The 25972-nt window shown below is 73.2% G+C and carries 22 protein-coding genes; 8 read left to right on the top strand and 14 right to left on the bottom strand.

Going from position 1 to position 25972, the window contains the following annotated elements; genetic code table 11:
* Positions 1 to 44: 44 nt before the first annotated feature.
* A complete protein-coding gene (locus ABD140_RS13685; RefSeq protein ID WP_344240587.1) occupies positions 45 to 1685 on the bottom strand; it encodes an N-acyl-D-amino-acid deacylase family protein in 1641 nt (546 codons plus the stop codon).
* 101 nt (positions 1686 to 1786) lie between these two features.
* Between ABD140_RS13685 and ABD140_RS13680 the strand changes: the two genes are divergently transcribed.
* On the top strand, positions 1787 to 3268 hold the full coding sequence (locus ABD140_RS13680) for an aldehyde dehydrogenase (protein WP_344240585.1): 1482 nt from the start codon (positions 1787 to 1789) through the stop codon (positions 3266 to 3268).
* Here ABD140_RS13680 and ABD140_RS13675 read toward each other — a convergent pair.
* Genes ABD140_RS13675 through ABD140_RS13650 form a run of 6 tightly spaced genes read right to left on the bottom strand, consistent with a single transcriptional unit; the run spans position 3247 to position 10977 of the window.
* Positions 3247 to 4014 (bottom strand): GNAT family N-acetyltransferase, encoded by a 768-nt coding sequence (locus ABD140_RS13675; RefSeq protein ID WP_344240584.1) that lies wholly within the window; start codon positions 4012 to 4014, stop codon positions 3247 to 3249. The two genes, ABD140_RS13680 and ABD140_RS13675, sit on opposite strands and share 22 nt — an antisense overlap.
* Positions 4015 to 4034: 20 nt before the next feature.
* Entirely contained in the window at positions 4035 to 4343 is a 309-nt protein-coding gene (locus ABD140_RS13670) for a DUF4286 family protein (RefSeq protein WP_344240582.1), read from the bottom strand.
* Positions 4344 to 4369: 26 nt separating this feature from the next.
* Positions 4370 to 5089, bottom strand: coding sequence for an EthD domain-containing protein (locus tag ABD140_RS13665; RefSeq protein WP_344240580.1), 720 nt, complete (start codon positions 5087 to 5089; stop codon positions 4370 to 4372).
* The gene (locus tag ABD140_RS13660; RefSeq protein ID WP_344240578.1) at positions 5086 to 8502 is read right to left on the bottom strand and encodes an indolepyruvate ferredoxin oxidoreductase family protein; all 3417 of its coding nucleotides are present in this window, start codon (positions 8500 to 8502) and stop codon (positions 5086 to 5088) included. Before ABD140_RS13660 ends, ABD140_RS13665 begins: the two co-directional genes overlap by 4 nt.
* Positions 8499 to 9740, bottom strand: coding sequence for an amidohydrolase family protein (locus ABD140_RS13655; RefSeq protein WP_344240576.1), 1242 nt, complete (start codon positions 9738 to 9740; stop codon positions 8499 to 8501). The genes ABD140_RS13660 and ABD140_RS13655 overlap by 4 nt, the downstream gene beginning before the upstream one ends.
* A 4-nt stretch (positions 9741 to 9744) precedes the next feature.
* Complete coding sequence (locus tag ABD140_RS13650; protein WP_344240574.1) at positions 9745 to 10977, bottom strand: cytochrome P450; 1233 nt, start codon at positions 10975 to 10977, stop codon at positions 9745 to 9747.
* Between the two features lie 150 nt (positions 10978 to 11127).
* Between ABD140_RS13650 and ABD140_RS13645 the strand changes: the two genes are divergently transcribed.
* Positions 11128 to 12624: an aldehyde dehydrogenase family protein gene (locus ABD140_RS13645; RefSeq protein WP_344240572.1), complete on the top strand. Its 1497-nt coding sequence runs from the start codon at positions 11128 to 11130 to the stop codon at positions 12622 to 12624.
* Positions 12625 to 12665: 41 nt separating this feature from the next.
* Here ABD140_RS13645 and ABD140_RS13640 read toward each other — a convergent pair whose 3' ends face one another.
* On the bottom strand, positions 12666 to 13826 hold the full coding sequence (locus ABD140_RS13640; protein WP_344240570.1) for an aromatic ring-hydroxylating oxygenase subunit alpha: 1161 nt from the start codon (positions 13824 to 13826) through the stop codon (positions 12666 to 12668).
* A gap of 100 nt (positions 13827 to 13926) precedes the next feature.
* Between ABD140_RS13640 and ABD140_RS13635 the strand changes: the two genes are divergently transcribed.
* Positions 13927 to 15087, top strand: coding sequence for an amidohydrolase family protein (locus ABD140_RS13635; protein ID WP_344240568.1), 1161 nt, complete (start codon positions 13927 to 13929; stop codon positions 15085 to 15087).
* A gap of 24 nt (positions 15088 to 15111) precedes the next feature.
* Here ABD140_RS13635 and ABD140_RS13630 read toward each other — a convergent pair whose 3' ends face one another.
* Entirely contained in the window at positions 15112 to 16659 is a 1548-nt protein-coding gene (locus ABD140_RS13630; protein WP_344240566.1) for an MDR family MFS transporter, read from the bottom strand.
* Between the two features lie 56 nt (positions 16660 to 16715).
* On the bottom strand, positions 16716 to 17402 hold the full coding sequence (locus tag ABD140_RS13625) for a TetR/AcrR family transcriptional regulator (RefSeq protein WP_344240564.1): 687 nt from the start codon (positions 17400 to 17402) through the stop codon (positions 16716 to 16718).
* A 104-nt stretch (positions 17403 to 17506) separates the two neighbouring features.
* Between ABD140_RS13625 and ABD140_RS13620 the strand changes: the two genes are divergently transcribed.
* A complete protein-coding gene (locus tag ABD140_RS13620; RefSeq protein ID WP_344240562.1) occupies positions 17507 to 18067 on the top strand; it encodes an NAD(P)H-dependent oxidoreductase in 561 nt (186 codons plus the stop codon).
* Positions 18068 to 18198: 131 nt separating this feature from the next.
* Positions 18199 to 19725, top strand: a complete 1527-nt coding sequence (locus tag ABD140_RS13615) for an alkaline phosphatase D family protein (protein ID WP_344240561.1) — start codon at positions 18199 to 18201, stop codon at positions 19723 to 19725.
* A 29-nt stretch (positions 19726 to 19754) separates the two neighbouring features.
* Here the strand turns inward: ABD140_RS13615 and ABD140_RS13610 are convergent, their stop codons facing one another.
* From ABD140_RS13610 to ABD140_RS13595, 4 genes are all read right to left on the bottom strand, one after another.
* The gene (locus tag ABD140_RS13610; protein ID WP_344240559.1) at positions 19755 to 21047 is read right to left on the bottom strand and encodes an FG-GAP repeat protein; all 1293 of its coding nucleotides are present in this window, start codon (positions 21045 to 21047) and stop codon (positions 19755 to 19757) included.
* Between the two features lie 88 nt (positions 21048 to 21135).
* Positions 21136 to 21738 carry a GNAT family N-acetyltransferase gene (locus ABD140_RS13605; protein WP_344240557.1) on the bottom strand — a complete coding sequence of 201 codons (603 nt, stop codon included), beginning with the start codon at positions 21736 to 21738 and terminating at the stop codon, positions 21136 to 21138.
* A gap of 72 nt (positions 21739 to 21810) precedes the next feature.
* On the bottom strand, positions 21811 to 22335 hold the full coding sequence (locus tag ABD140_RS13600; RefSeq protein WP_344240555.1) for a DUF488 domain-containing protein: 525 nt from the start codon (positions 22333 to 22335) through the stop codon (positions 21811 to 21813).
* A 60-nt stretch (positions 22336 to 22395) separates the two neighbouring features.
* On the bottom strand, positions 22396 to 23172 hold the full coding sequence (locus ABD140_RS13595; protein WP_344240553.1) for an IclR family transcriptional regulator: 777 nt from the start codon (positions 23170 to 23172) through the stop codon (positions 22396 to 22398).
* A 67-nt stretch (positions 23173 to 23239) separates the two neighbouring features.
* On the opposite strand from ABD140_RS13595, the gene ABD140_RS13590 reads away from it, so the two are divergent.
* Genes ABD140_RS13590 through ABD140_RS13580 form a run of 3 tightly spaced genes read left to right on the top strand, consistent with a single transcriptional unit; the run spans position 23240 to position 25949 of the window.
* Positions 23240 to 24397 carry a cupin domain-containing protein gene (locus tag ABD140_RS13590; protein WP_344240551.1) on the top strand — a complete coding sequence of 386 codons (1158 nt, stop codon included), beginning with the start codon at positions 23240 to 23242 and terminating at the stop codon, positions 24395 to 24397.
* Positions 24394 to 25239: a fumarylacetoacetate hydrolase family protein gene (locus tag ABD140_RS13585; protein WP_344240549.1), complete on the top strand. Its 846-nt coding sequence runs from the start codon at positions 24394 to 24396 to the stop codon at positions 25237 to 25239. The genes ABD140_RS13590 and ABD140_RS13585 overlap by 4 nt, the downstream gene beginning before the upstream one ends.
* On the top strand, positions 25239 to 25949 hold the full coding sequence (locus tag ABD140_RS13580; RefSeq protein ID WP_344240547.1) for a maleylpyruvate isomerase family mycothiol-dependent enzyme: 711 nt from the start codon (positions 25239 to 25241) through the stop codon (positions 25947 to 25949). The genes ABD140_RS13585 and ABD140_RS13580 overlap by 1 nt, the downstream gene beginning before the upstream one ends.
* The last annotated feature ends 23 nt before the right edge of the window (positions 25950 to 25972 follow it).

Below are 25972 nucleotides of genomic sequence, written 5' to 3'. Positions count from 1 at the left end.
CGCTGAGGACCTCCGGCTCGATGCCCGAAGACCCCGGGCCCGGGTCAGCCGCGGATGAGGCGGCCGGGGGTCGCGTCGGGGATCTCCTCGCCGTTGGTGCGGGTGGCGGTGCCGTTGACCCACATGTGGGTGACGCCGGTGCTGCGGACGACGAGGCGGTCGGTGCCGCCCGGCTGGTCGTGGACCCGCTCCACGGGGGTGGTGCCGACGGTGTCGGGGTCGAACGCGACGAGGTCGGCGTGGAAGCCTTCGCGGACCAGGCCGCGTTCGGGGATGCGGAACGCCTGGTGGGGGTGGCCGGTCAGGCGCCAGACGGCGTCCTCCAGGGAGAGGGCCTTGCGTTCGCGGACCCAGTGGCCGAGCAGGTGGGTGGAGTAGCAGGCGTCGCACAGCTGGGTGGCGTGTGCTCCGGCGTCGGACAGGCCCAGGAGGGTGCGCTTGTCGGCCAGGAGCCGCCCGACCTCGTCGTCGCCGTCGTTGTCCAGGACGATCCGGAAGCGGGTGGCCATGCCGTCGGACAGCGCCAGGTCGAGCATGAGGTCGAAGGGCGTGGTGCCGCGGTCGGCGGCCAGCCGGTCCAGGGGGATGCCGACGGCGTCCTGGTGCGCGTCGGTCTCCTCGACGCTCGTCTTCGGCCAGCGGTGGCTCCATGCCTTGAGCGTCACCTCGCGGGCGCGTTCCCGCCACGCGTCATCCCGGTAGAGGCCTGCCCGTTCGGCGCGGGGCAGGGCCAGCACCTCCTTCCACTCGTCGATCTCGGCGAGCGGGACGGGGTCGGCCATGCCGATCTGCATGACGATGGGGCGGCAGGCGATCTGCGGGTAGACCTCGCCGGGGAGGGCACCGCCGCGTTCCACGGCGCGCAGGGCGGCGCCGGGCTTGTCGGCGCGCGCCATCAGGGCGGTCCAGGTGACGGGGATGCCGTGGCGGGTGGCGATCTCGGAGAACTGGTCGATGAACATCCCGGGGCCGATCGACACCTGCAGGACGCCCTTGCCGAGTTCGCCCATGACCGCGGCCATCGCCTCGACCTCGTCGGTCTCGGCGAACCGGCTGGGCACCGGACGGCCGAAGGCGCCCTGGTGGGCGGGCTGGCGCGAGGTGGAGAAGCCGATGGCCCCGGCCTCCAGGGCTTCGCGCACGAGGCCCTTCATCGTCGCGACCTCCTCCGCCGTGGCGGGGCGCTCTTCTCCTCCGGTCACGAAGAGGCGCAGCGGTGTGTGGCCGAGGAAGGCGCCGACGTTGAGGCGCTTGCGGCGCGCGTCGATGGCGGCCAGGTACTCGGGGAAGGTCTCGAAGCACCAGTCGATGCCGGCTTCGAGCGCCTCCATCGACATGCCTTCGACGTTCTCCAGCGTGCGGACGATGATCTCGCGGTGCCCGGGGAGCGTGGGGGCGACTCCGAAGCCGCAGTTGCCCATCACGACACTGGTCACGCCGTGCCAGCTGGAGGGGGTGAGGTCGGCGTCCCAGAGAATCTGCGCGTCGTAGTGGGTGTGGACGTCGATGAAGCCGGGCGCCAGCACGAGCCCGTCGAGCTCGACGACCTCGGTGCCCGGTCCCGGTTCGAGCTCGCCGGGGTCGCGCACCGCGAGGATGCGGTCACCTTCGACGGCGACGTCGGCGGGCCGGGCCGGAGCCCCCGTCCCGTCGATCAGCGAGGCCCCGCGCAGCAGCAGATCCATCGACACCCCTACTAACAAGTGAGTACTCACCTACTTTTGGCCTACAATAGCGGGCGTTCACTCACCAAGCCAGACTCGGAATCCTGATCGCGGGAGGGCACGTGGACGACCGGCTCATGTACCGGCGGGAGTTCTTCATCGGGGGCTCCTGGGCCGCCCCCGCGAGCGGCGACCGCCTCGGCGTCGTCTCCCCCTCCACCGAGGAGGTCGTCGGCGAGGTGCCCGTCGCCGTCGCGGCCGACATCGACCGCGCGGTGGACGCGGCGCGCACGGCGTTCGACGACGGCCCCTGGCCCCGCATGGCGCCGGACGAGCGCGCCGACGTCCTCGAACGCGCCGCCGTCGTCCTGCGCAAGCGCGAAGCCGACATCGCCGGCATCACCGTCGACGAGATGGGCTGCGCCATCAGCCAGGCGCCCCGCGCCCAGACCGGGATGGTCGCCGCCCTCTTCGACTACTACGCCGGCCTCGTCCGCACCTACGCGTTCGAACGCGAGGTCGTCACCGGCGACCGCGCGGGCCTGGTCACCGGCGAGCCCGTCGGCGTCGCCGCGGTGATCGTCCCGTGGAACGCGCCCGTCACACTCGCCGCCTGGAAGACGGCACCCGCGCTGGCCGCCGGATGCGCCGTGGTCATCAAGCCGCCGCCGGAGGCACCGCTCAGCGGATACGTCCTGGCCGAGGCCCTGGCCGAAGCGGGCGTCCCGGACGGCGTGGTCAACCTGCTCCCCGGCGGACGCGAGGCGGGCGAGCACCTGGTGCGCCACCCCGGCATCGACAAAGTCGCCTTCACCGGCTCGACGGCGGCGGGCAAGCGCATCATGAGCCTGTGCGGCGAGCAGGTCAAACGCGTCTCCCTGGAGCTCGGCGGCAAGTCCGCGTCCGTCGTCCTCGACGACGCCGATCTCGCCGCGGTCATCCCGGCCCTGGTCGGCGGCGCCATGCACCTGTCAGGCCAGGTCTGCGGCGCCCACACCCGGGTCCTGCTGCCCCGCTCCCGCTACGCCGAGGCCGTCGAGGCCGCGGCCGCCGCGGCGCAGGCCATCCCGGTGGGCGACCCCCACGACCCGGCGACCGTCGTCGGCCCCTTGGTCGCCGAACGCCAACGCACCCGCGTCGAGGGCTACATCACCCTGGCCCGCGAGGCCGGAGCCCGGATCGCCGCGGGCGGCCGCCGCCCCGCACACCTCTCCCGAGGCTGGTACGTCGAGCCCACCGTCCTGGCCGACGTCGACAACTCCATGCGCGTGGCCCGCGAGGAGATCTTCGGCCCCGTCCTCTGCCTCATCCCCTACGACGACGAGGACGCCGCCGTCCGCATCGCCAACGACTCCCCCTACGGCCTCGCAGGCGGCGTCTGGTCCGCCGACCCCGCCCGCGCCCTACGCATCGCCCGCCGCCTCCGCACCGGAAGCATCGCCGTCAACGGCCACTACCCCCCGTTCCCCCACGTCCCCTTCGGCGGCTTCAAGGAGTCCGGCCTGGGCCGCGAACTAGGCCCCGAAGGCCTCCGCAGCTTCCTCGAACCCCGCAGCATCGGCCTCCCCCCGCAGCTCCGCGGTCAGGGCGGTGACCAGACGTAGGGGGTCGTGGTGGTGATGGCGACGAAGCCGAGGTGTTCCAGGATGGGGCGGCTGTCAGCGGAGGCGTCGACTCGCAGGTATCGGTGGTCGTGTTCGGCGGCCAGGCTTGCACGGGCGGCTACGAGTGCCCGGTAGACGCCGCGGCCTCGCCATTGCTCCAGTGTCGAGCCGCCCCACAGGGACGCGAAGAGTCCGTCCTCGTGCCATGTCATCCATGCCGCCGCGATGACCAGGCCGTCGTTCTCCGCTGTGAAGATCGCCAGGCGGTCGGGGGCCGCGGCCAGGTTTCCGGTCAGCTGGTCGCCGATGAAGGAGCAGTCGTATCCCCAGACCCGCGACTCCAGTTCCACGATCGCCGGGATCGCTTCGCCGCCGACCCTGCGGACCACCACTCCGTCCGGGTCGGGGAGCGTGGTCGGGAGGTCGGTGATGCGCCCGATCAGCACCGTTTCGACGGGTTCGGCCTTGAAGCCCGCGGCGCGCAGCCGGTCGGGCAGGTCGCGGGGCAGGTCGTGCCCGTGGGTCTTCCACTCCACGGCCTCGCGGCGGGCGCCGAAGAAAGCGGTCTGTGCGGTGATGAGGGCGTCGATGTCATGGCCGGAGAGGTCACGTGGTCCGATGACGAACCCGCGGTGCTCTCCTACGGTCCGCAGTATCGGGCCGGTTCGTTCGGTCCGGACGGTCGGGGAAGGGAGCCACGTTCCGCGTAGGTGCTCGTCGTAGGCGGCCAGTAGGTCTTCGCTCATCCGGCCGAATCTAGCGCCGTTCAGTCGAGGAGTTCGTAGATGGTCACCACCGGGGGCGGGCCCAGCGGGGGGCGGGCGGCGCTGGAGGAGGAGCGGGCGCGGAGTTCCTTGACGGGGGCGGTGAGGTCGTCGGCTTCCAGTTCGTAGACCGCCAAGTGGGAGTGCCGGCCTGGTTCCGCGTCGCCGAGCACCCTGTAGCGGCGGGCGGAGACGAAGCCCGGCACCGCGAGGACCTCGGGGATGTGCACCTCGGTGTACCACTGGTCGTACTCGTCCTCTCCCGACGGGTCGGACGGGCTGGACTGCACGACCATGATGCCCTTCGGCATGGTTCCTCCTTGTGGTCGGTTCCGGCTCAGGGGGCCGGGACGATCTCTTCCTTCACCGCGAGGAACCACGACCGGCCGAAGAGGGCACCGTCGGCGCCGCCGTCCGCTTCGTCGCGGAACCAGGCGATACGGGCCCGCAGGCTCTCGGCGTCGTCGCAGTAGACCTCGTTCACCGCGTCGTAGGCCCACTCGCCGCCCGAGCGCGGGACCGGGTGGTTCTGCACGTAGGCCAGACCCCGGACGGTGTCGGGGATGGCCGTGGCCGCCTCGCTCCCCGGTTTGCGGACCTGTCCGGCGTGGGCGCGCCACCGTTCGGCGAACTCAGCGGGGGTCAGGCCCTCGGCCCGGACCGCGACGGCCATGTGCTTGAACCTCGCTCCCCCGTCCCGCCACCGGTGTCCGAGCCAGTCCGCGCCGCGCAGTGCCGTCTCCTTCGCCACGACCACCGGGCTCGCGTCGAAGTCGACGACCCGGTCGAGGCCCTTGAGCACCGACCAGCCGCGGGAGGTGCCGACCCAGCCGCGGAACCGCCGCAGATGGGGTCCGTCGTCGAACCAGCCGATCTCGACGCCGTCGTGCCTCGGCCCTGGATCCGACTCGGGCAGGACCGTGCACACCGCCAGCCGGGTCGGCCGCACCTCGGGCGGCGCCTGCATGGCCGCGGCGACCGCTCCGGGCCACTCCGCCGCGAACGCCTCGGCGGTCACGTCCTCCCGCCGCGTCACGAACCGGAATCCCTTGATCATGCGCGCGGCTCCGCGAGCTCGGCGACGCGCCGCCGCCAGGCCGCCGCGGCCTCCTCCTTGATGCCCCCGTACCCCTTGATCTCCAACGCCGACGAGGCGAGCGCCACGAGGGTCTCGTAGGGCAGGTCCGCGGCCAGGGCGTCGGCGAGCGCCCGTTCGTACTCCCGGACGAGCGCGCGTTCGAGGCGGCGGTCGGGATCGGCGCCGAAAAGGTCGAGCGGGGTGCCCCGCAGACGCTTCATCCGTCGGAGCGCGTGAAAGGCCAGCTCGTACGGCCGTCCCATGGGCAGTTTCCGCTTCATGCCGAGCCTGCGAAGGGTGGGCGGGTGAAGGTGGAAGGTCACCGAGTACGGACCTTCGATGCCCAGGTCGCCCGCGATTCGGTCGTAGTCGGCTTTGAGGTGCAGCCGTGCCACCTCGTACTCGTCCTTGTAGGTGAGGAGCTTGAACCAGGACTCGGCCGCAGCCCGGGTGAGCTCCCAGCCGTGCCCGGCATCATCGTGCTCGGCCGCGCGCTCCACCAGGCCGAGGAAACGCCGGGCCCGTCTCTCGTCCTGGTAGTCGAGGGCCTGCGCGGCCCTGCGGACGAGGTGCTCGCGCAGTTCGCCCGGCAGTTTCCGCGCCTCGACCAGGAGAGCCGCCACCTCTAGCGCACGGGGAGACGGGTCGTACAGGCTGCCGCCGGTCGCCGCCGAGGCCAGCGCCTCCGCGACGGCCGCCGGGTCGTGCGCCGCCCAGCGCCCCCAGGTGAATGCCTCCAGGTTGGCCGCGGCCGCCCTCCCCCTGCCCATGGCCTGCTCGATCTCCGCCAGGGGAATCGGCATCCCGCCGAGCTGGAACGCGACGCCGAGCAGCACGATGTTCGCGAGCAGATGGTCGGCGAAGACCGTCTCGGCGATGTGCTTGGCGTCGACGAAGACGACGCGTTCCTTGCCGACGCGCTCGGCGATCTCCCTTTCGAGGGCGGCGGTGTCAGGGGGCGCCGCCCCGCCCTGCTGCATGGCGGCGGTGGGGGTGAGGCCGGAGTCGACGACGGCGATCGTGCGGCCGGGACGCGCCTTCACGAGGTGCTGGGGCGCGGCGGCCTGGAGGATGTCGCCGGACAGGTACAGGTCGGCGCCGCCGGGGCTGACGTCCGCCGAGCCCAGGGCGTCCCGGTCCGCCGCCAGATGGAGGTGGGAGACGACCGCTCCGGCCTTCTGTGACAGCCCCGTCTGGTCCATGCCGCCGACCGCCAGCCCCGCGGCTTCGGCGGAGGAGGCGATGACGCGGTTGGCGGTGATGACGCCGGTGCCGCCGATGCCGGTGAAGTAGACGCCGTACCGGCCGTCGATGCCAGGCGCTTCGGGCAGCGGCAGCACGCCTGCGGGCAGCACCGGTCGCGCCTCGGCCCGCGCCCGCGCCTTGCGCCGCCCCCGCCGCTTGGGCTTGAGGGTGACGAACGACGGGCAGTCGCCTTCTATACAGGTGTAATCACGGTTGCAGGACGGGTCGTGGATCTGGCGTTTGCCGCCGAACTCCGTCTCGGCCGGGAGGACCGACAGGCAGTTGCTCTTGGCGACGCAGTCCTCGCACCCCTCGCACACCGCTTCGTTGATGAGGACGCGGCGGGGCGGGGTGGGCAGCAGGTTCCGTTTGCGCAGTCTGCGGGCCTCGGCCGCGCAGCGCTGGTCGTAGACGATGACCGTGACGCCGGGCACCCCGCGGAGCCGCTCCTGGACCTCGGCGAGCCGGTCGCGCCCCAGCACCTCGACGCCGCGGGCCCAGCGGGCCCGCCGTCCATACCGGCGAGGCTCCTCCGCGCACACGACGGTCTCCGCGACGCCCTCGGCTTCCAGCGCGCGGGTCAGCGCCGGGACGTCCATCAGCCCGGTGACGTCCTGGCCGCCGGTCATGGCCACGGCCGCGTTGTAGAGGATCTTGAAGGTGATGTCGGCGCGGGCCGCGACGCTCGCCCGGATCGCGAGGGTTCCGGAGTGGCTGAGGGTGCCGTCGCCCAGGTTCTGGACGAGGTGCGGTTCGGCGACGAACGGCGCCAGGCCGATCCAGGGCACGCCCTCGGCGCCCATCGGGGTCGGCGGCAGCCGCCGCAGGTCGCGGTGGCGCGCCTCGAAGTACATGATCCCGTGGCAGCCGACCCCTCCCCCGGCCAGCGCGCCGTCGGGGACGACGGTGGAGCGGTTGTGCGGGCACCCGCTGCAGTAGCCGGGGGCGCGGGTCGCGATGGGGAGCGGTGTCCGGCGCGGCGCCTCGGCGGGCGGATCGAGGTCGGGCAGCAGCCGGACGAGGACCTTGCGCACCTCGGACGAGTTCAGCTCGCCGGCGGAGGACACCAGGGAGATTCCGGAGCCGTCGCGTTTGCCGCGTACGGGCACGCGGCTCCCCGCCTCGTGCAGGATGCTCCGCAGCTGCGTCTCGACGAACGGCCGCTTCTCCTCGATGACGGCGACCTCTTCGACCGAGGCCGCGAACTCCAGGACCGTCTCCTCCACCAGCGGATAGGTCATGCCGAGCTTGAGGATGCGCACACCGAGCCCCTCGGGAGTCGTCCCGAGGTCGGTGAACGCCTGGAGCAGGTCGAAGTAGGTCTTGCCCGCGCAGACCACGCCGAGGCGGGCCCCGGGCGCGGCGCCCGTGGCGCGGTCGAGCCCGTTGTGCCGCGCGTAGGCGCGGGCGGCGCGCAGCCGGTGTTCGGAGACCAGCGCCTCCTGGCCGGGCACGGCGTGCGGGCCGATCGTCGACTGCGGGCGGTGCCGCCACGGCTTCCCGTCGATGACGACGCCCTCGGGGTCGCGCGGTGCGTGCCGGGCGGGGTCGAAGTCGACGGTGCCGATGCCGTCGGCGACGGAGGTGACGATCTTCATGCCGGCCCAGGTCCCCGCGTACCGGGAGAGCCGGAAGGCGTGCACGCCGAGGTCGAGGACGTCCTGCTGGTCGCCGGGGACCAGCACGGGAACGCACATGTCCTCGAAGGTGTACTGGCTGTCGCAGGCCAGCGTGGAGGACTTGGAGGCCGGGTCGTCGCCGCAGAACACCACGGCCCCGCCGCCCGGTCCCGCGCCCATGGCGTTGGCGTGCTTGAGGGCGTCCCCGCTGCGGTCCAGGCCCGGGCCTTTGCCGTACCAGGCGCCCGCGACGCCGTCGAGTCCGTCGTACTCCACGACGGCGCCCATCTGGCTGCCCCAGACGATCGCGGCGGCGAGCTCCTCGTTGAGGCCGGGCCGGTGCACGATCCGGTTCTCGGCCAGCGCGCCGCCGAGCCGTTCGAGGGCGAGGTCGAAGGCGCCCAGCGGGGAGCCGGGGTAGCCGGAGACCAGCGTCGCCGTCTTCAGGCCGTCCCGCTCGTCCAGCTCGCGCCGCAGGACCAGGAGGCGCACCAGCGCGTCGACGCCGGACAGGACCCCGCCCGTCACGGGTAGACCTCGGGGTTGACGTACGCGAACTTCCCGCCCTTCATGACGGCCCTCCGTCGGCCCGGATCGAGCAGGACCGTCACGTCCGTGCTCGGGTCGCCGTCGACGATGAGGAGGTCGGCGAGGAAGCCCTCGCGGACCTGCCCGATGCCGAGCCCGGTGGCGGGCCCCATGTTGCGGGTGGCGGTGTGGATCGCCTCGACCGGGCTCATGCCCGCGAGCTCGACGTACCGCTGGAGCTCGGCGGCGTAGGTGCCGTGGCGCGTCCACTGGTGCCCGAAGTCGCCGCCGGAGAGCATCTTGATGCCCGACTCCCGCAGGCGCCGCATCCCCTCGATCTGGGACCGGAGCTCCAGCGGGTAGCCCGCGGCCTCGATGCGCCCGGGCGTCATCCCGTACGGCTCGGCGTGGCCGCTGACCATCGCGTACAGGTAGTGCAGGCCGGGGCACACCCAGATGTCGTCGCGCCGCGCTTCGAGCGCCTTGATCGCCTCGTCGTCCAGGAAGCAGGCGTGGTGGACGATCCGCACGCCGGTGCGCGCGGCCATCGCCACGCTCGCCGAGCCGCGGGCGTGGACGGTGAGGAACGCGCCGTGCCGGTCGGCCTCCTCGACGGCGGCGAGGAGCATCTCGTCGTTCATGTAGACGTCGTCGGAGGGGAACTCCGGCACGACGCCGTCGCCGGAGATGAACAGCTTGAGGGCGCGCACGCCCAGGTCGCACTGGCGGGCGACGATCTCGCGGAGGTCCTCGGCGGTCGCGGCGACCTCCATCATCTCGCCGTCGCCGCCCAGGCCGTCGACCTCGGCGATCATCGGCCCGCTGGGGACGATGCGCGGTCCGGGGACGAGGCCCCGGTCGATGGCGTCCTTGGCGTGCAGGTCGTCGAGCGGCTGGGTGGTTCCGGCGCCGATGACGCAGGTGTAGCCCGACTCTAGGAAGGTGCGGGTCACGGCGGCCACGTCGAGCATGTGCGGGCCGGGGTCGGCGGCCGCGACGGCGGCGTGGTCGAACACGAAGTCCAGCGGCCAGCTGAGGTGCACGTGCGCGTCGCCGAGGCCGGGCAGGACGGTGGCGCCGCGCAGGTCCACGGTCCGGGCGGAGTCCGCCTCGATGCGCGGCGCGACCCGGGTGACGCGGTCGCCCTCGATGAGGACGTCGGCGCCGGCCGGCTGCTCGTCCGGGCCGGCGGAGCAGGTGAGGACCCGGGCGTTGGTCAGGAGGGTGCGCTCGGCCATGGGCTCAGGAGTCCTTCGGCGCCAGGCGGGGTCCGGGGGTGAAGGCGATGGGCAGGGTGTCGGGCGAGCGGGTCAGGCCGCGGTGGTACCTGACGGCCGCCCCCTCCTGGAGCCTGATGCCGTCGAGGCGCTCGAGCACCTCTTCCAGCGCCACCCGCATGTTCATGCGGGCGAGGTTCGATCCGGCGCAGCGGTGCGGGCCCGCGCCGAAGCTGAGGTGGCGGTTGCGCTCGCGGTCGAGGACGAAGGTGTCGGCGTCCTCGAACTCCCCGGCGTCGCGGTTGGCCGAGGCCCAGTGGATGAGCACCTTGTCGCCCGCCTTGACCGGGCGGCCGCCGAGGTCGGTGTCGCGCGTCGCGGTGCGGCCGACGGCCACGAACGACGGGTCGAGCCGCAGCAGCTCCAGGGAGGCGGCCGGGATCAGCTCGGGCCGGGCGCGCAGCAGCGCGGGGATCTCCGGCTGCCGGCAGAACCGGTCGAGCATCAGGCCCAGCGCCCCGGCCGTGGTCTCCAGGCCGCCGAGGATGAGCAGCTGGACGGTGCCGATGACCTCCTCCTCGGTGATCGGCCTTCCGTCGATCTCGGCGTGCACGACGGCGTCGACGACGTCGCCGCGCGGGGCCTCCTTGCGCCGCCGCCGGGTGAAGTCGCGGATCCAGTCGTACAGGCCCAGCCAGCTCTCGCGCGCCGCCGGGTCGTCGGGGGTGGAGGAGGTGGACGCCAGGCGGGCGACCTCCTCCAGGTCCTCGGCGGGGGCGTTGATCGCGAGCCGGAAAAAGCTCAGGCTGGGGAAGGGGCGGGCGAAGTCGTCCATGAACTCGCACGATCCGGACTCGATGAACCCGTCGATGAGGCGGCCCGCCAGCTCGCGGGTGGCCGGCTCCCACGGCGCCACGGCCGCGGGGGTGAAGAAGGGGTTGATGAGGCGCTTGAAGATCCGCTGCTCCGGCGGGTCGGCCTGCACCGGGAGGTTGCGCACGACCGTGGGGGCGCCGGAGATCCCGAGTCCGTGCGCGGAGCTGAACGCCTCCCAGTCCTGGGCGACGGTGAGCGCGTCCTCGTACCGGCTCACCACCCAGAAGCCGCCGTGCTCCTCGCTGCGGGCGACGGGGCACAGTTCGCGCACCCTGGCCATGGTCTGGGGCATGGTGTCGGCCAGGTCGGGGGAGAGATGGTCGAAATGCCGCATGCACCACTCATCGGGCATGGAGCCGGCGGTCGGGGTGGGCTTCTCCATGGCGCACAACATAACAGGGTGAGCAATCACTTTCTAGAGTCCGCCCATGAGGCCGACTTGACCTCTGGCGCTCCCGTGCGCACCCCTGTATGTAGTAAGTGAGCGTTCTTTCATTTCTCGGATCCCGTCCCCGGTCCGCAAGGAGCACCCATGCCGGCACCTCCCCGCCCCGACACGTCCGCCCTCCTCGACGGCCGCCCCCGGAGACTGCTGATCGGCGGCCGGTGGACCGAGGCGGCGTCCGGCGCGACGTTCCCCAGCCTCAACCCGTCGAACGGCGAGCGGATCGCCGAGCTGGCCCGGGCGGACGCCCGCGACGCCGACCGCGCGGTCGCCGCGGCCCGGGAGGCGTTCGAGGGGCCGTGGAGCCGGATGAAGCCGCGCGAGCGCCAGACGCTCCTGCTGGCGCTCGCCGACGCGGTGGACGAGCACTACGACGAGCTGCGGCACCTGGAGTCGCTCGACATGGGCCTGCCCATCGGGCGGCCGCGCTCGGGCCGCACCCCCGCCTGGGAGGCGGAGATCCTGCGCTACTACGCCGGGTGGGCCACGAAGATCCACGGCGAGACCATCCCCAACTCGGTGCCGGGCTCGGTCTTCAGCTACACGCTCAAGGAGCCGATGGGCGTCGTCGCCGCGATCGTCCCCTGGAACCGCCCCGTCAGCAACGCCGTCTGGAAGATCGCCCCGGTGCTCGCCACCGGCTGCACGATGGTGCTCAAGCCCGCCGAGGAGGCGAGCCTCGTCGCCGTGCGCATCGGCGAGCTGTTGGCCGAGGCCGGTGTGCCCGACGGCGTCGTGAACGTCCTGACCGGTTTCGGCGAGGAGGTGGGCGCGGCCCTCGTGGCGCACCCCGGCGTCGACAAGGTCGCCTTCACAGGGTCCACCGCGGTGGGCCAGGAGATCGTCCGCACCTCCGCGGGCAATCTGAAGCGGCTGTCGCTGGAGCTCGGAGGCAAGTCTCCCGACATCGTGTTCGCCGACGCCGACCTCTCGCGCGCCGTCCCCGGAGCCGCCATGGGCGTGTTCTACAACTCGGGCCAGGTGTGCTGCGCGGGCACCCGCATCTATGTGGAGCGGCCCGTCTACGACGAGTTCGTCGAAGGAGTGTCGCGGTTCGCCGAGAAGCTCAAGGTCGGCGATAGCCTGGATCCCGCGACGAAGATCGGGCCTCTGGTGTCGGCCGAGCAGCTCGACCGCGTCACCGCCTATCTGGATCTGGGGCCGAAGGAAGGCGTGCGAACCGCCTCCGGCGGCCGCAGGCTGGAGACCGGGGAGCTGGCGAAGGGGTACTTCGTGCAGCCCACCGTCTTCGCCGACGTCCAGGACACCATGCGCGTGGCGCGGGAGGAGATCTTCGGGCCGGTCGCGTGCGTGCTGCCCTTCGACACCCCCGAGGAGGCCGTCGCCCGGTCGAACGACACCTCCTACGGGCTCGCCGGGGGCGTCTGGACGCGCGACGTGGGCAAGGCGCACCGGATGGCGCGCGAGCTGCGGGCCGGAACGGTGTGGGTCAACTCGATGCTGCTCATGGACCCGGCCGTCCCCTTCGGCGGCTACAAGATGAGCGGATGGGGCCGCGAGATGGGGCAGCACGCGCTGGACGAGTACCTCGACGTCAAGTCCGTGTGGATCGACACGGACTGACCGGCCGGGCGCGCGGCCGGGCGGTGCGTCCGGCCGCGCGTTCAGCGGCGCTCCCGCGCCTCCCGGAGGGCGGCTTCGAACCCCCGGTGCAGGTGCTGGGGCGCCGGTTCGTTGCGGCCGAAGACGACCGTGTCGAGCAGGCCCGTCCGCACGCCCGGCTCGGTGCGCCCGGCGACCCAGAAGTCCTCGCCGTCGACGACCGTCTCGCAGATCCACGGCGCCATCTCCGTGGCCTTGGCCAGCTCCGCCTCACTGAGGCCGGGCCGGAAGTAGGAGGTGTGCAACACCTCTGAGGTGCTCTCGTCGACGGGAAGGATCTGCCACAGCTCGATGTGCCGGCTGTCCAGGGTCAGGTTCGTGTTGGGGAAGAGCGCGTACTGGTAGCTGAAGTGCTGCGCCACGTCCCCCCACTCCGCCTCCGGGACGCCTTTCAGCACATCGATGGAACGCAGCGCCGAGCAGTTGCGCAGGTGGCGCCCGAAGGCGTCGAAGGTCAGCACGCCGCCGTGGGCGTAGGTGGCCAGCGTCTTGCTGTGCAGGAAGTCGAAGTGGTAGTTCTCGCGGAAGGTGTCGAGCGTGACCTTCCAGTTCGCCTGGACCCGGTGGACGTGTGGCTCGCCGTGGAGCCTCCAGTCCGCGAAGTCGAACATGGCGAGCTCGTCGGTGAGGCCGGGTCCGAGGAAGACGTCGATGTCGGGGACGGGGCCGGGCCGCAGGCGTCCGACGATCAGCCCGTACCCTTCGGCCACCGGCAGCTCGACGAGCCCTTTGTCCTCCTTGCACATGCCCTCGAACGCGCGCGCGACGGGCACGCGCAGCAGGTCGCCCTTGGCGCCGTAGGTCCAGGCGTGGAAGGGGCAGGTGAACCTGGTGCCCTCCCCCGCGCCGTCGGCGACGCGCACCCCGCGGTGGCGGCAGGCGTTCACCAGCGCGCGGACCTTGCCCTCCCCGTCCCGGGTCAGCAGGATCGGCGTCCCCATGAGGTCGACCGTGCGGTAGGTGCGCGGCGCGGGAAGCGCGCCGGACAGGCAGAAGACCAGGGGCCGGTCCTGGAAGAGGACGCGCATCTCGTCCTCGTGGCGCTCCCTCGAGTAGACGCCGGTCGGCAGTTCCATCACGTCGTCGGCGAGGTCGGTCGTGCGGTGCTCGATGTGGTCCAGCAACCGGCGGGCGAGACCGCGCTCCAGGGCTTCCCTATCCACGGCTGGAGGCTAACAAGTAATCACTCACTCTACAAGGAGCCCTCGGCATTTGAGAGTGAACACTTGCTTCTTTCAGGCGGAGAACCTTACTTTCATGTGTATGACGAAGACGGACTTTGTAGTAGACGCCGACTCCCACTGGTGCGAACGTCCCGACCTGTTCACCAGTCTCGCCCCGCCGGAGTACCGCGACCGGGTGCCCCAGGTGCGGGAGGTCGACGGCCAGCTGATGTGGGTCTTCGACGGGCAGCCCTCCGGGAAGTTCAGCGCCGGCGGCGTCGTGGCGCGGGACGGCTCCAAGGAGGAGTCGGAGATCGCGCTGCACACCTGGACGATCGACCAGATCCACGAGGGCGCCTACGATCCGGACGCCCGCCTCCAGGTGATGGACGACTGCGGTATCGACGCCCAGGTCATCTTCCCCAGCACGATCGGCCTCGGCGGGCAGGGCCTGGCCCAGGTCACCGACGAGAAGCTCCGCCGCCTGACCTTCGAGCTCTACAACGACCGGCAGGCGCAGATCCAGCGGGACTCCGACAACCGGCTGCTGCCGCTGCCCCTGATGCCGGCCTGGAGCGTCCAGGAGTGCGTCCGCGAGGCCAAGCGGGTGGCGGCGCTGGGCGCGCGCGGCGTTAACATGACCTCCGACCCCCAGGACCTGGGCGCCCCCGACCTGGCCAGCCGGGAATGGGACCCGTTCTGGGAGGCCTGCACCGAGGCCGAGCTGCCGGTGCACTTCCACATCGGCGCCAGCGTGACCGGCATGACCTTCTACGGCAAGTACCCGTGGGCGTCGCACCCGCCGAGCACCCGGCTGGCCATCGGCGGCACCCTGCTGTTCATCGGCAACGCGCGCGTCGTGGCCAACCTGCTGGTCTCCGGCATCTTCAACCGCCACCCCGACCTCAAGGTGGTCTCGGTGGAGAGCGGCTGCGGCTGGGTCCCCTTCATCCTGGAGGCCCTGGACTACGAGATGACCGAGAACGCGCCCAGCGACCTGGCCAGGCTCGGCAGGCTGCCCTCGGAGTACTTCCGCAGCAACATCTACGCCACCTACTGGTTCGAGACCAACCAGGGCAAGCTGGCCTCCCTGGTGGACTCCGTCGGCGAGGACAACATCCTCTTCGAGACCGACTTCCCCCACCCGACGTGCCTGTACCCCAGCCCGGTCGAGCGGGCGAAGGAGAGCATGAAGTCCCTCTCCGACACCGCGCGCCGCAAGATCCTCGGCGAGAACGCCCGCAGGCTCTACCGCCTCTGACGTCCGCCGCTCAGGCCTTCACGTTCAGCCCCTCCCGGTGGTCCTGGCGACGGTCGTGCGCAGCTCCCGTTCGGGGATCAGGCAGACGGCCAGCAGGGTCACCAGGCCCAGCGCCGCGGTGGCCAGGAAGACCACCCCGATGGCGTCGGCGTGGGCGTCGCGCACGACGTGCAGGACGGGCCCGGGCAGGCCGGACAGGTCGAGACCGTCCGGCCCGGCCTGCCCGGCGAGGCCCGCCGCGGCCAGGCCCTCGCGGACCCGGTCGGCGACCTGGACGGCCAGGAGCGCGCCGAGCGCCGTGATGCCCATGGTGCCGCCCAGCGACCGGAAGAAGGCGACGACGGCGCTGGCCGTCCCCACGTCGGGGAGGTCGACGGTGTTCTGCACCGCGAGCACGAGGTTCTGCAGCAGCGCGCCGGTGCCCAGGCCCATGAGCGCCATGTAGGCGCCGGCGAGCCAGACGGGCGTCGTGTGGTCCAGGGTGCCCATCAGGCCCAGGCCCGCGGTCAGCAGCACCGCTCCGACCAGCAGGTAGCGCTTCCAGACGCCCGTCCGGGTGATGAGCCTCCCCGAGACGGTCGAGCCGACCAGGTTGCCCGCGATCGCCGGCAGCATGAGCAGGCCCGCCGCGGTCGGCGAGAAGCCGCGGGCGATCTGGAAGTACTGGCTGAGGAAGACCGATCCGCCGAACTGCGTGATGCCGACGGAGACGCTCGCGACGACGGCCAGCACCGTGGTGCGTTCCAAGATGACGCGCGGCGGGACCACGGGCTCGGGGTGGCGGCGCTCCACGAGCACCGAGAGCACCAGGGCGGCCAGCGTTCCGGCCAGGAACAGCGCGGAGGCGCCCGAGACCCAGGGGAAGTCCCTGCCCGCGAACGACACCCACACCAGCGGGAGGCCCGCCGCGATCGAGATGAACAGCGCGCCCCACCCGTCGATGCGCGTCTCGCGGCGCAGCGGCTCCAGCTTCAGGAAGCGCTGGATCAGCACGAGTCCGGCCACCGAGAACGGGACTATGGCGAAGAAGCACCAGCGCCAGCCCGCCGTGTCCACCAGAAGGCCGCCGATCAGCGGGCCCGAGATGGTCGAGACGGCCATGGCCGAGGCCAGGTAGCCGTTGTAGCGGCCGCGTTCGCGCGGCGAGATGATCGCGCCCATGACCGACTGGGTCAGCGCGACCAGCCCGCCCACGCCCAGTCCCTGCAGCGCGCGGGCCGCCAGCAGCTCGGGCACGCCGCGGGCGAGCCCCGCCCACAGCGAGCCGAGCAGGAAGACGGCCCCGGCCAGCTGCAGCATCCTCTTCTTGTCGTAGAGGTCGGACAGCTTGCCCCACAGCGGCGTGGTGACGGTCATCGCCAGCAGCGACGCGGTGAACACCCACGTGTAGGCGCGCTGCGAGCCGCCGAGGGCGCCGATGATGGTCGGCAGCGCGGTGCTCACGATGGTCGAGCTGACCATCGCCGTGAAGAGCATCGCCACCAGGCCGAGCACGACCTCGACGATCTGGCGGTGGGTCAGGGGGACGGCCGCCCGGGGCGCCGCGAGCGGAGGGTCGGAGGTCTCGGTCACGGGTCTTCCTCCGCGGTCCTGCGGCCGGTGGTACGGACGGAAAAATACCAACCGGCTTAGTTCGTTCCAGAAGCGGCCTCCGGCTCCGCGGCCGCGCCGCCCGCGATGACGCGGTCGACCAGGTCCGCCCAGCCCGCCTCCAGGCGCTCCAGGGACATGCCGCGCTCGGTGATCAGGTAGCGGACGAGCGCGGTGTCCAGGCAGCCCAGCAGGGTGTGGCCGAGCAGGTCGGCGTCGCCGCCGATCCGCGCCTGGCGCAGCAGCAGGACGACGTGGGCCAGGCGCGCCTGGTGGACGGGGGCGGCGTAGCCGCGGTCCAGGCCGGCGTTGATGGCCGCGTACAGGTCCTGGCGGCTGTACTCGTGGCGCAGGACGGCGGGGCCGAAGGCCTTCAGGCGCTCGGCGGGCGGGGCGCCGGGGCCCACCGGGGGCGGGCCGGACAGGAACGTCGTCTGGAGGCACCTCTCGTGGTGGTCCAGCAGGGCGTACAGCAGGCCGGCGCGGTTGCCGAACCGCCGGGAGACGGTGCCCTTGCCGACCTGGGCGGCGGCGGCGACCGCCTCCATCGTGAGGCTCGCCACCCCGCCCTCGGCCACCAGGCGGGCGGCCTCCTCCAGCAGGCGGTTGCGGTTGCGCGCCGCGTCCGCCCGCAGCCGCGAGGTGCCGCCGAGCGGGACGGTCAGTGCCCGTCCCGCGCCGTCCTCGGGACGCGGGGGCACCGGGGGCGAAGGGGGTGCGCTCATGCGTCGAGCCTACCGCCCGCGGAATAAACGGAACGCGGCCCGGTTATAGTGTCCGTAGAAAACGGGCCACGGCCCGCTTATCCCGATATCCGAGGAGTTCCCCCATGTCCGTCCGCGTCCTCGCCCTCGTCGGCAGCCTCCGCGCCGGCTCGCACAACCGCCAGCTCGCCCACCTCGCCGCCCAGGTCGCCCCCGAGGGCACCGAGGTCGAGGTCTACGAGGGGCTGGGCGAGCTGCCCTTCTACAACGAGGACCTCGACACCGCGGACCTCCTGCCCGAGGCCGCCGCGCGCCTGCGCCGGACCGCCGCGGAGGCCGACGCGCTCCTGCTGCTCTCCCCCGAGTACAACGGCACGATCCCCGCCGTGCTGAAGAACGCGATCGACTGGCTGTCCCGCCCGTTCGGGGCCGGCGCCATCGGCGGCAAGCCGGTCGCCGTGATCGGCACCGCCCACGGCCAGTACGGCGGCACCTGGGCGCACGACGAGGCCCGCAAGGCCGTGAAGATCGCGGGCGGCACCGTGCTGGAGGACATCACGCTGTCCATCCCGGGCTCGGTGGTCCGCTTCGCCGACACCCACCCGGCCGACGACGCCGAGATCGCGGCGCAGGTCTCCGACACCGTCGCCCGCCTCGCCCGCACCCTGGCGCCCCAGGCCGCCTGACCCGGAGCCGGACGCCCGGCCCCTTCCGCGTCCCCTCGCGGCGGGGGCCGTCCGCCCGCCGGGGTCCGCCGGGCGCTCAACCGTGCTTCACCCGCCGTTCGCACCGGTCGTCTGCACTGGGGACCGTGGAGATGACGCGAAGAGGCGTGCTCGCGGCGGGCGGCCTGACCGCCCTCGGACTGACCGGCGGCTCCCCCGCGGCGGCGGGGCGGCCCGACCCGTTCCGGCTCGGCGTCGCCTCGGGCGACCCCGGCCCCGACGGGGTGGTGCTGTGGACGAGGCTCGCGCCCCGCCCGCTCGCCGAGGACGGACTGGGCGGCATGGGCTCCCGGCCGGTCGAGGTGCGCTGGCAGCTCGCCGCCGACGAACGCTTCCGGCGGATCGTCCGGCGGGGGACGGCCGTCGCACGCCCGTCCGGCGGGTTCGCGGTGCACGTCGAACCGTCCGGGCTCGAACCGGGACGGGAGTACTTCTACCGGTTCCGGGCCCAGGGCCACCTGTCCCCCGCGGGCCGCACCCGCACCGCGCCGCCGCGCGGCGCGCTGACGCCGATGACGTTCGCCGCGGCGTCCTGCTCGCACTACGAGCACGGCTACTTCACCGCCTACCGGAGGATGGCCGAGCAGGACCCCGACCTGGTGCTGCACCTCGGCGACTACCTGTACGAGTACGCGCCCGGCGACTACGGCGGCTCGAACGGCGTCGTGCGCGGGCACACCGCGGGCAAGTGCCAGACGCTCACCGACTACCGGCGGCGGCACGCCCAGTACAAGAGCGACCCCGACCTGCGCGCCGCGCACGCCGCCGCGCCCTGGGCCGTCATCTGGGACGACCACGAACTGGAGGACAACTGGGTCGGGAGCAATCCCGGCTCGAAGGTGCCCGGGTTCACCGCCCGCAAGCGGGCCGCGATGCGCGCCTACTACGAGAACATGCCGCTGCGGGCGGCGTCCCGCCCGTCCGGGACGAGGATCCAGCTGTTCCGCAGGCTCTCGTGGGGCGCCCTCGCGTCCTTCCACCTGCTCGACACCCGCCAGTACCGCACCGACCAGCCCTGCGACGACTGGTTGCGGACGGGCTGCGACGCGCGGACGGACCCGTCGAACCGGGTGCTCGGCGCCCGGCAGCTGCGATGGCTGGAGTCCGGGCTGCGCGCCTCGGGAGCCCGCTGGGACGTCCTCGCCCAGCAGATCTTCCTCGCCCAGCGGGACTTCGCGCTCGGTCCCGCCGTCAGGTCCGGCATGGACTCCTGGGACGGCTACACCGCCGAACGCGGCCGCCTGTTCGACGCCGTCCAGCGCTCGGGCGCCCGCAACCCCGTCGTCCTCACCGGCGACGTCCACACGGCCTTCGCCGGCGACCTGCTCCGCGACTTCGACGATCCGTCCTCCGCCCGCATCGGCGTCGAACTCGTCGCCACCTCGATCGCCAGCGACGGCGACGGCTACCGCGACCGGGGCGTCAACGCCGCGCTCCTGGCGGAGAACCCCCACTTCGCCTTCGTCGACCAGCGCCGCGGCTACACCCTCGGCAGGCTCACCCCCGAAGCCCTCACCGCCGACTTCCACACCCTCGAGTACGTCTCACGGCGCGGCGCCCCCGCCCGTCGCGCCGCCCGGTTCACCGTCCCGGACGGCGCCCGCTCCCTGGCCCGCTGACGGCGGCGGCGCCGCTGCGAAGGACGGCCTCAGCCGAGGGAGAAGCCGGTCAGGCCGCGTCCCTCGACCGGGAGCCGGGTGCGGCCCCGGTAGACGCCGCCGGTGAAGTCGCCGGCTCCGGGCGCTCCGACGGTCAGAACGCCGCCGGCGATCTTCAGTGCGCCGCCGTAGTGGGCGGCGGCGCCGAGGCCGGAGCCGATGAGTTCCGCTCCGGCCGCGGTCAGGCCCCGGCGGGCGCGGCCCCGGAGGATCTGGACGGCGCCGGAGCCAGGGATGCCGATCGCGAGGTCGGCCGCCTTGTCGCCGGCCAGATCGCCCGCGGCCAGGGCCGCGCCGAACAGGTCGTTGCGGTGGACGTTCCCGGCCAGGCCCCGGGTGAGCCGGTTCCACATCGGGCCCTCCTCCTTGAAGGACGGCCCGTACAGGACGTGGACGGCGCCCTCGCCGAAGCCGCGGTTCCGGTCGGTGAGCGCCTCGCCGGGAACGCCGACCGCCAGGTCGTCCCGTCCGTCGGCGTCGAAGTCGCCGGCCGCGAGGGCGCTGCCGAACCCGTCGCCGCGCTCGGGGGAGCCGCGCAGCCGGCCCGCCTGGGAGAGGGTGCGCCCCCGGGAGCGGACGGCGTCCAGGACCGTCACCGAGCCCTCGCCCCGGCGCCCGGCTCCGGGCAGGCCGACCGCGAGTTCCGCGCGGCCGTTCCCGTCGAAGTCCCCGGGGGCGAGGACCGCGCCGAACGCGTCCGTCCGCGCCTTGCGCTCCCCCTTCCGGCCGAGGCTCGCGGGGAAGACCTCGCGTCCGTCCAGCCCGGCGCGGCGGAGGCCGTACACCGCGACCGCTCCCCCGTTCCCCCGGCCCGGCGCGCCCACCGCGAGCTCCAGGTCGCGGTCGCCGTCGAGGTCGGCCGCGGCGAGGGCCGTGCCGAACGCGTCATCGCCGCGGCCCGGCAGCCGCAGCACCGGCCCCTGCCGCAGCCCGCCCGCCCCGCCCAGGTACACCCTGACGGTCCCCGCGCCGGGGGCGCCCACCGCGAGGTCGGCGCAGCGGTCGCCGTCCAGGTCCCCCACGGCCAGCGCCGCCCCGAACCCCTCCCCCCAGCGCGCACCGTCGGGAACCAGCCATTCCTGCCGTCCATCGCCGTACAGGACGCCCACCTGACCGGCCCTGGCCTGTCCCCCGGCCGCCGCCGAGGGCGCTCCCGCCGCCAGATCCCGCCTGCCGTCGCCGTCGAAGTCCGACCCTCCCCGGCACTCCGCCGCCGACGCCGCGGTTCCGGGTACCACCAGCATTCCCGCCGCCAGCAGCGGGACCATCACAAGGCTGCGCACCCCGCCAACGTCTCCGCCCGGTGAGACGCCACGACGGCGGCCAGATGTCCCCTTCGTGAACCTTTCCGGTTTTCGCCGGGCCTTCGCGTCACGTGGCGGGTTGCGCCTGGGCCTGGGCCGGGGGACGGGCCTCCGGGGAGTGGAGGAGGGGCTTGCTGAGGACGACGAACTCCAGGTCGGACCGCCGGGGGACGCCGAAGCGCTCGTTGTCGTAGGGGAAGGCGACGCGCTCGCCGGTGGGGCGGTAGCCGCGGCGCTCGTACCAGGCGATCAGCTCGGCGCGCACGGAGATCACGTGCATGTGCATCTCGCGGGAGCCCCAGCGGGTGCGGGCCTCGTGCTCGGCGGCCGCCAGGACGGCGCGTCCCACGCCGCCGCCCTGCAGGGTGGGGCGGACGGCGAACATGCCGAAGTAGGCGGCGTCGTCCCGGCGCTCGAGCTGGCAGCAGGCCACCGGCGCGCCGTCCCGCTCGACCAGCAGCACCCGGCTGCCCGGATCCTCGATGATCTTCAGCACCGCCGCCGCGTCGGTCCGCCTGCCGTCGAGCAGGTCCGCCTCGGTCGTCCAGCCCGCCCGGCTGGACTCCCCCCGGTACGCCGACTCCACCAGCGCGGCCACCGCCGGCGCGTCCTCCGGCGCCGCCGCCCGCAGGACGATCTCCGCTTCCGTCGCCTCTTCTTCAGTTCTCACCCGTGCCGCTCCTCCCTGGATAGCCCGTCCACGGTACGCCCGGGTAACAACGCGGGCGGACACCGGCCACCGTCATTCCCCGTCGTAGACGAGCAGGCCGTCCGCCCGCAGCCGCGCTCCGGAGGCGGGCGGATGGGCGGTGAGGCGGCCGTCATGGGCCAGGTGCAGCACGGGCCTGCCGCGGGCCAGGACCGCGAAGTCCGCGATGAGCCGCCGGTGGCAGCGCCACCACACCGACTCGCTGCACATCACCGCCGTCCGGGTCTCCCCGGCCTCGGCCAGCAGTTCCGCCATGGCGGCCAGGAAGCCGGGGTCACGGGTGTGCCCGGCGTAGCCGCGGAAGGAGGCGTTCTGCCAGAACGTGTCGGGCGAGTCGGGAGCCGCCCGCCGGAAGCCGCCGAGCCGCCGCTCCCACCGGTAGCCGATCCCCGCCGCGGGCAGCCACTCCCCCAGGGCGTCGCGATGCACGTCCGGGTTGCGGCGGCTGCCGGGCGCGGTCCGCACGTCCACCACGCACCGCACCTCGGCGCCGCGGAGGAGGGCGGCCAGTTCCTCCCGCCCCGCGGTGCCGTGGCCGAAGGTCAACAACGGCTGCATACCGTCCATCCTCCCCACCGCACGCGCGCCGCCCACGCGCGGCCGGTGGTGTACGGCCGGTCAGGCGGGGCGGGCGAGGTCGGCCTCGAGGGCGCCGGCGGCGCGGGTGAGCGTGTTGACCAGGGACGGCAGCCGGTGGCGGTCGTAGCGGGCGCCGGGCATCGAGACCGACAGGCCGGCGAGGACCGTTCCCCCGGGATCCCGTACCGGGACGCCGACCGCCACCACGCCGCGTTCGGAGCGGCCCTGGTTGAGGGCGAAGCCGGTGCGCCGCACCCGGGCCAGGTCGGCCCGCAGCGCGGCCAGGTCGGGCCGCTCCTCGGGCCGGTCGGCGTAGCGGTCGGCCGCGTACACCTCCTCGAGTTCGTCGTCGGTGAGCTCGGCCAGGAGCAGGAGCCCGGCGGTGGTGCGGTGGGCGGGGAAGACCATGCCCTCGCGGGAGCCGACCCGCAGGGTCTGGGCGCATTCGACGCTGGCGATGAACCGGACCGTGTCGCCGGTGCGCACCACCAGGTTGGCCGACTCGTCGAGCACGCCGACCAGCCGGTGCAGGTGCGGCAGCGCCACCGCCCGCAACCGCGAGGCGGCCGAGGGCGAGTGGGCGGCGAGCTCCAGGACCGGCCCCGCCCGGTAGAGGCGCCGCTCGTCCTGGACCGCGAAGTCCCGGTACACCAGCATCGCCAGCAGCCGGTGCGCGGTGGAGCGGGCCACGCCCAGCCGCTCGGCGACCTCCGAGACGGTCAGCTCCCCCTCCAGCTGCAGCATCGCGGCGATCCGCAGCGCGTGGTCCACGCTGCGGACCAGGTAGGGCGGCGGCGTCTTCAGCGGCTTGTCCATGATCCTCTCGATTCTGCACAGCAGAATTTCTTGTTCTTCACCACGCGACAGCAGTCACACTAGCGGCATGAGCACCCCTGTGACCACGCCCGGCTCCCCGGTGCGGCTGCACGCGGTCGACGCCCCGGGCCAGCCCGACGTCACCCCCGCGCTCGAGGACCTCTACCGCGGCTTCGAGCGGGAGCTGCTGGTGCCGCTGTGGACGGAGATCGGCGACCTCATGCCGGCGCACCCCCGCTCGCGCGCGGTGCCGCACCTGTGGCGCTGGGAGAACCTGCGCCGGCTCGCCGCGCAGGCCGGCGACCTCGTCCCGGTCGGCCGCGGCGGAGAGCGGCGCGCGATCGCGCTGGCCAACCCCTCGCTGGGCGGCCGGCCCTTCGCCACCCCCACGCTGTGGGCCGCGATCCAGTACCTCATGCCCGGCGAGGACGCCCCCGAGCACCGCCACACCCAGCACGCCTTCCGCTTCGTCGTCGAGGGCGAGGGCGTGTGGACGGTCGTCGGCGGCGACGCCGTCCCGATGCGCCGCGGCGACTTCCTGCCCCAGGCCGGCTGGAACCGGCACGCCCACCACAACGCGACCAGCGAGCCGATGGCCTGGATCGACGGCCTCGACATCCCGTTCCAGTACGCCACCGAGGCGCAGTTCTTCGAGTTCGGCCGCGACGAGATCAGCGACGCCGAGCGGATCACGCCCGAGCGCTCCCGCTCCGAGCGGCTGTGGGGCCACCCCGGCCTGCGCCCGGTGTCGGCCGGCGAGCTCACGCCGGGCTCCCCGCTGCTGTCCTACAAGTGGGAGTTCACCGACCGCGCCCTGGCCGACCAGCTCGCCCTCGAGGCCGAGGGCTTCGGCGGCACCGTCGAGCCCGGACACGCCGCCGTCCGCTACACCGACCCGGCCACCGGCGCCGACGTGCTGCCCACGATCCGCGCCGAGATGCACCGGATCGCCCGCGGCGCCGAGACCGCCCCGGTCCGTGAGACCGGCTCGTCGGTCTACCAGGTCTTCGACGGCTCCGGCACCGTCACCGTCGGGGACCGGACCTGGACGGCCACCCGCGGCGACCTGTTCACCGTCCCGTCGTGGGAGCCCTTCTCGGCCCGGTCCGAGGCCGGCTCCACCGACTCCGACTCCGGCGCGCTGGACCTGTTCCGGTTCAGCGACTCCCCGGTCTTCGAAGCACTCCGGCTCAACCGCACCCACCACGAAGGGACCACCCGATGAAGCTCGCCACCCTCCGCGTCAACGGCTCGACCCGCGCCGTACGGCTCGACGGCGACCGGCTGGTCGACCTCGGCGCCGCCGACCTCGGCGAACTGCTCTCCCGGGACGACTGGGCCGCCGGCGCCGCGGCCGTCGACGCGAACACCGCCCGGACCTACCCGGTCGAGGGCGCCGACTTCGCGCCGGTCGTCCCGGCCCCCTCGAAGGTCGTGTGCGTGGGCCTGAACTACAAGAACCACATCCAGGAGATGGGCCGCGACCTGCCGCAGCACCCCACCCTGTTCGCGAAGTTCGCCGACTGCCTCATCGGGGCCGCCGACGACATCGCCCGGCCCGCCGAGACCGAGGCGTTCGACTGGGAGGTCGAGCTCGCCGTCGTGATCGGCGAGCGGGTCCGCCGCGCCCGGGGCGCCGAGGCCGAGGCCGCGATCGCCGGGTTCACCGTCCTCAACGACATCACCTGCCGCGACTGGCAGTTCCGCACCCGCGAATGGCTGCAGGGCAAGATGTGGGACTCCTCCACCCCCGTCGGCCCCTACCTGGTGACCCCCGACGAGCTGCCCGGCGGCGTACGCCCCGCACTCGAGGTCAAGCTCACCGTCGACGGCGAGGTCATGCAGAACGACAACACCGGCGACCTGCTCTTCGACCCGGTCGCGCTGGTGGAGTACGTCTCGACCGTGGTGCGCCTCAACCCCGGCGACATCATCGCCACCGGCACCCCCGGCGGCGTCGGCCACGCCCGCGACCCCAAGCGCTACCTGACCGGCGGCGAGCGCGTCGTCACCGAGATCCAGGGCATCGGCCGCCTCGAGAACACCGTGGCCGAGGACGCGGCCTGATGCGCCGCACCTCCGAAGACACGCTGAGCTGGAGCGCGACGGGGACCAGGCTGTTCCTCGACGCCGTCGCCGGATGGGGCGAGGAGCAGTACCTCGCCCCGTCCGGGCTCCCCGGCTGGACCCGCAAGCACCTGGTCGCCCACGTGGCGGCGAACGCCGACGCGCTGAGCAACCTGGTGCGCTGGGCCGCCACCGGCGAAGAGACACCGATGTACTCCTCGATGGAGCAACGCAACGCCGACATCGAGGCCGGCTCCGCCAAGCCGGCCGCCGAGCTGGCCGCCTGGCTGCAGGGGTCCGCGGACCGGCTCACCGCCGGCACCGTCGCCCTGAGCTCCGCGCAGTGGGACGCCGAGGTGGTCACCGCCCAGGGCCGCACGGTCCCCGCGACCGAGATCCCGTGGCTGCGTTCGCGCGAGGTCTGCGTGCACGCCGTCGACCTGGCCTCCGGTGTCTCCTTCGCCGACCTGCCCGCCGGCTTCCTGACCGCGCTGGCCGACGACATCACGGGCAAGCGCCGCAACGCCCCCGGACCCGCGGTCGTCCTCACCGCCACTGACACCGGCGACCGCTGGGAACTGCCCGGCGAAGGCGACCCCACCGCGGTCACCGGCCCGCTCGCGGAGGTCGCGGCGTACCTCGCCGGCCGCCCGCACGCCCTGACCGCGACCGACGGCTCCCCCGCTCCGGCACTGCCGGCGTGGTTGTGAGCGTCCACGGCACCGAGGAGAGC

The organism is Actinocorallia libanotica, from assembly GCF_039525175.1.
Lineage (GTDB): Bacteria > Actinomycetota > Actinomycetes > Streptosporangiales > Streptosporangiaceae > Actinocorallia > Actinocorallia libanotica.
This window is presented reverse-complemented; position numbering and strand designations above follow the sequence as displayed.

Bases quoted from the DNA above. Each gene is read 5' to 3' on its own strand.
- ABD140_RS13650 (WP_344240574.1), bottom strand. From the start codon at position 10,977: ATGGAGAAGCCCACCCCGACCGCCGGCTCCATGCCCGATGAGTGGTGC.
- ABD140_RS13590 (WP_344240551.1), top strand. From the start codon at position 23,240: ATGAGCACCCCTGTGACCACGCCCGGCTCCCCGGTGCGGCTGCACGCG.
- ABD140_RS13600 (WP_344240555.1), bottom strand. From the start codon at position 22,335: ATGCAGCCGTTGTTGACCTTCGGCCACGGCACCGCGGGGCGGGAGGAA.
- ABD140_RS13685 (WP_344240587.1), bottom strand. From the start codon at position 1,685: ATGGATCTGCTGCTGCGCGGGGCCTCGCTGATCGACGGGACGGGGGCT.
- ABD140_RS13585 (WP_344240549.1), top strand. From the start codon at position 24,394: ATGAAGCTCGCCACCCTCCGCGTCAACGGCTCGACCCGCGCCGTACGG.
- ABD140_RS13615 (WP_344240561.1), top strand. From the start codon at position 18,199: ATGACGCGAAGAGGCGTGCTCGCGGCGGGCGGCCTGACCGCCCTCGGA.
- ABD140_RS13670 (WP_344240582.1), bottom strand. From the start codon at position 4,343: ATGCCGAAGGGCATCATGGTCGTGCAGTCCAGCCCGTCCGACCCGTCG.
- ABD140_RS13635 (WP_344240568.1), top strand. From the start codon at position 13,927: ATGACGAAGACGGACTTTGTAGTAGACGCCGACTCCCACTGGTGCGAA.
- ABD140_RS13625 (WP_344240564.1), bottom strand. From the start codon at position 17,402: ATGAGCGCACCCCCTTCGCCCCCGGTGCCCCCGCGTCCCGAGGACGGC.
- ABD140_RS13580 (WP_344240547.1), top strand. From the start codon at position 25,239: ATGCGCCGCACCTCCGAAGACACGCTGAGCTGGAGCGCGACGGGGACC.
- ABD140_RS13595 (WP_344240553.1), bottom strand. From the start codon at position 23,172: ATGGACAAGCCGCTGAAGACGCCGCCGCCCTACCTGGTCCGCAGCGTG.
- ABD140_RS13665 (WP_344240580.1), bottom strand. From the start codon at position 5,089: ATGATCAAGGGATTCCGGTTCGTGACGCGGCGGGAGGACGTGACCGCC.
- ABD140_RS13620 (WP_344240562.1), top strand. From the start codon at position 17,507: ATGTCCGTCCGCGTCCTCGCCCTCGTCGGCAGCCTCCGCGCCGGCTCG.
- ABD140_RS13655 (WP_344240576.1), bottom strand. From the start codon at position 9,740: ATGGCCGAGCGCACCCTCCTGACCAACGCCCGGGTCCTCACCTGCTCC.
- ABD140_RS13645 (WP_344240572.1), top strand. From the start codon at position 11,128: ATGCCGGCACCTCCCCGCCCCGACACGTCCGCCCTCCTCGACGGCCGC.
- ABD140_RS13675 (WP_344240584.1), bottom strand. From the start codon at position 4,014: ATGAGCGAAGACCTACTGGCCGCCTACGACGAGCACCTACGCGGAACG.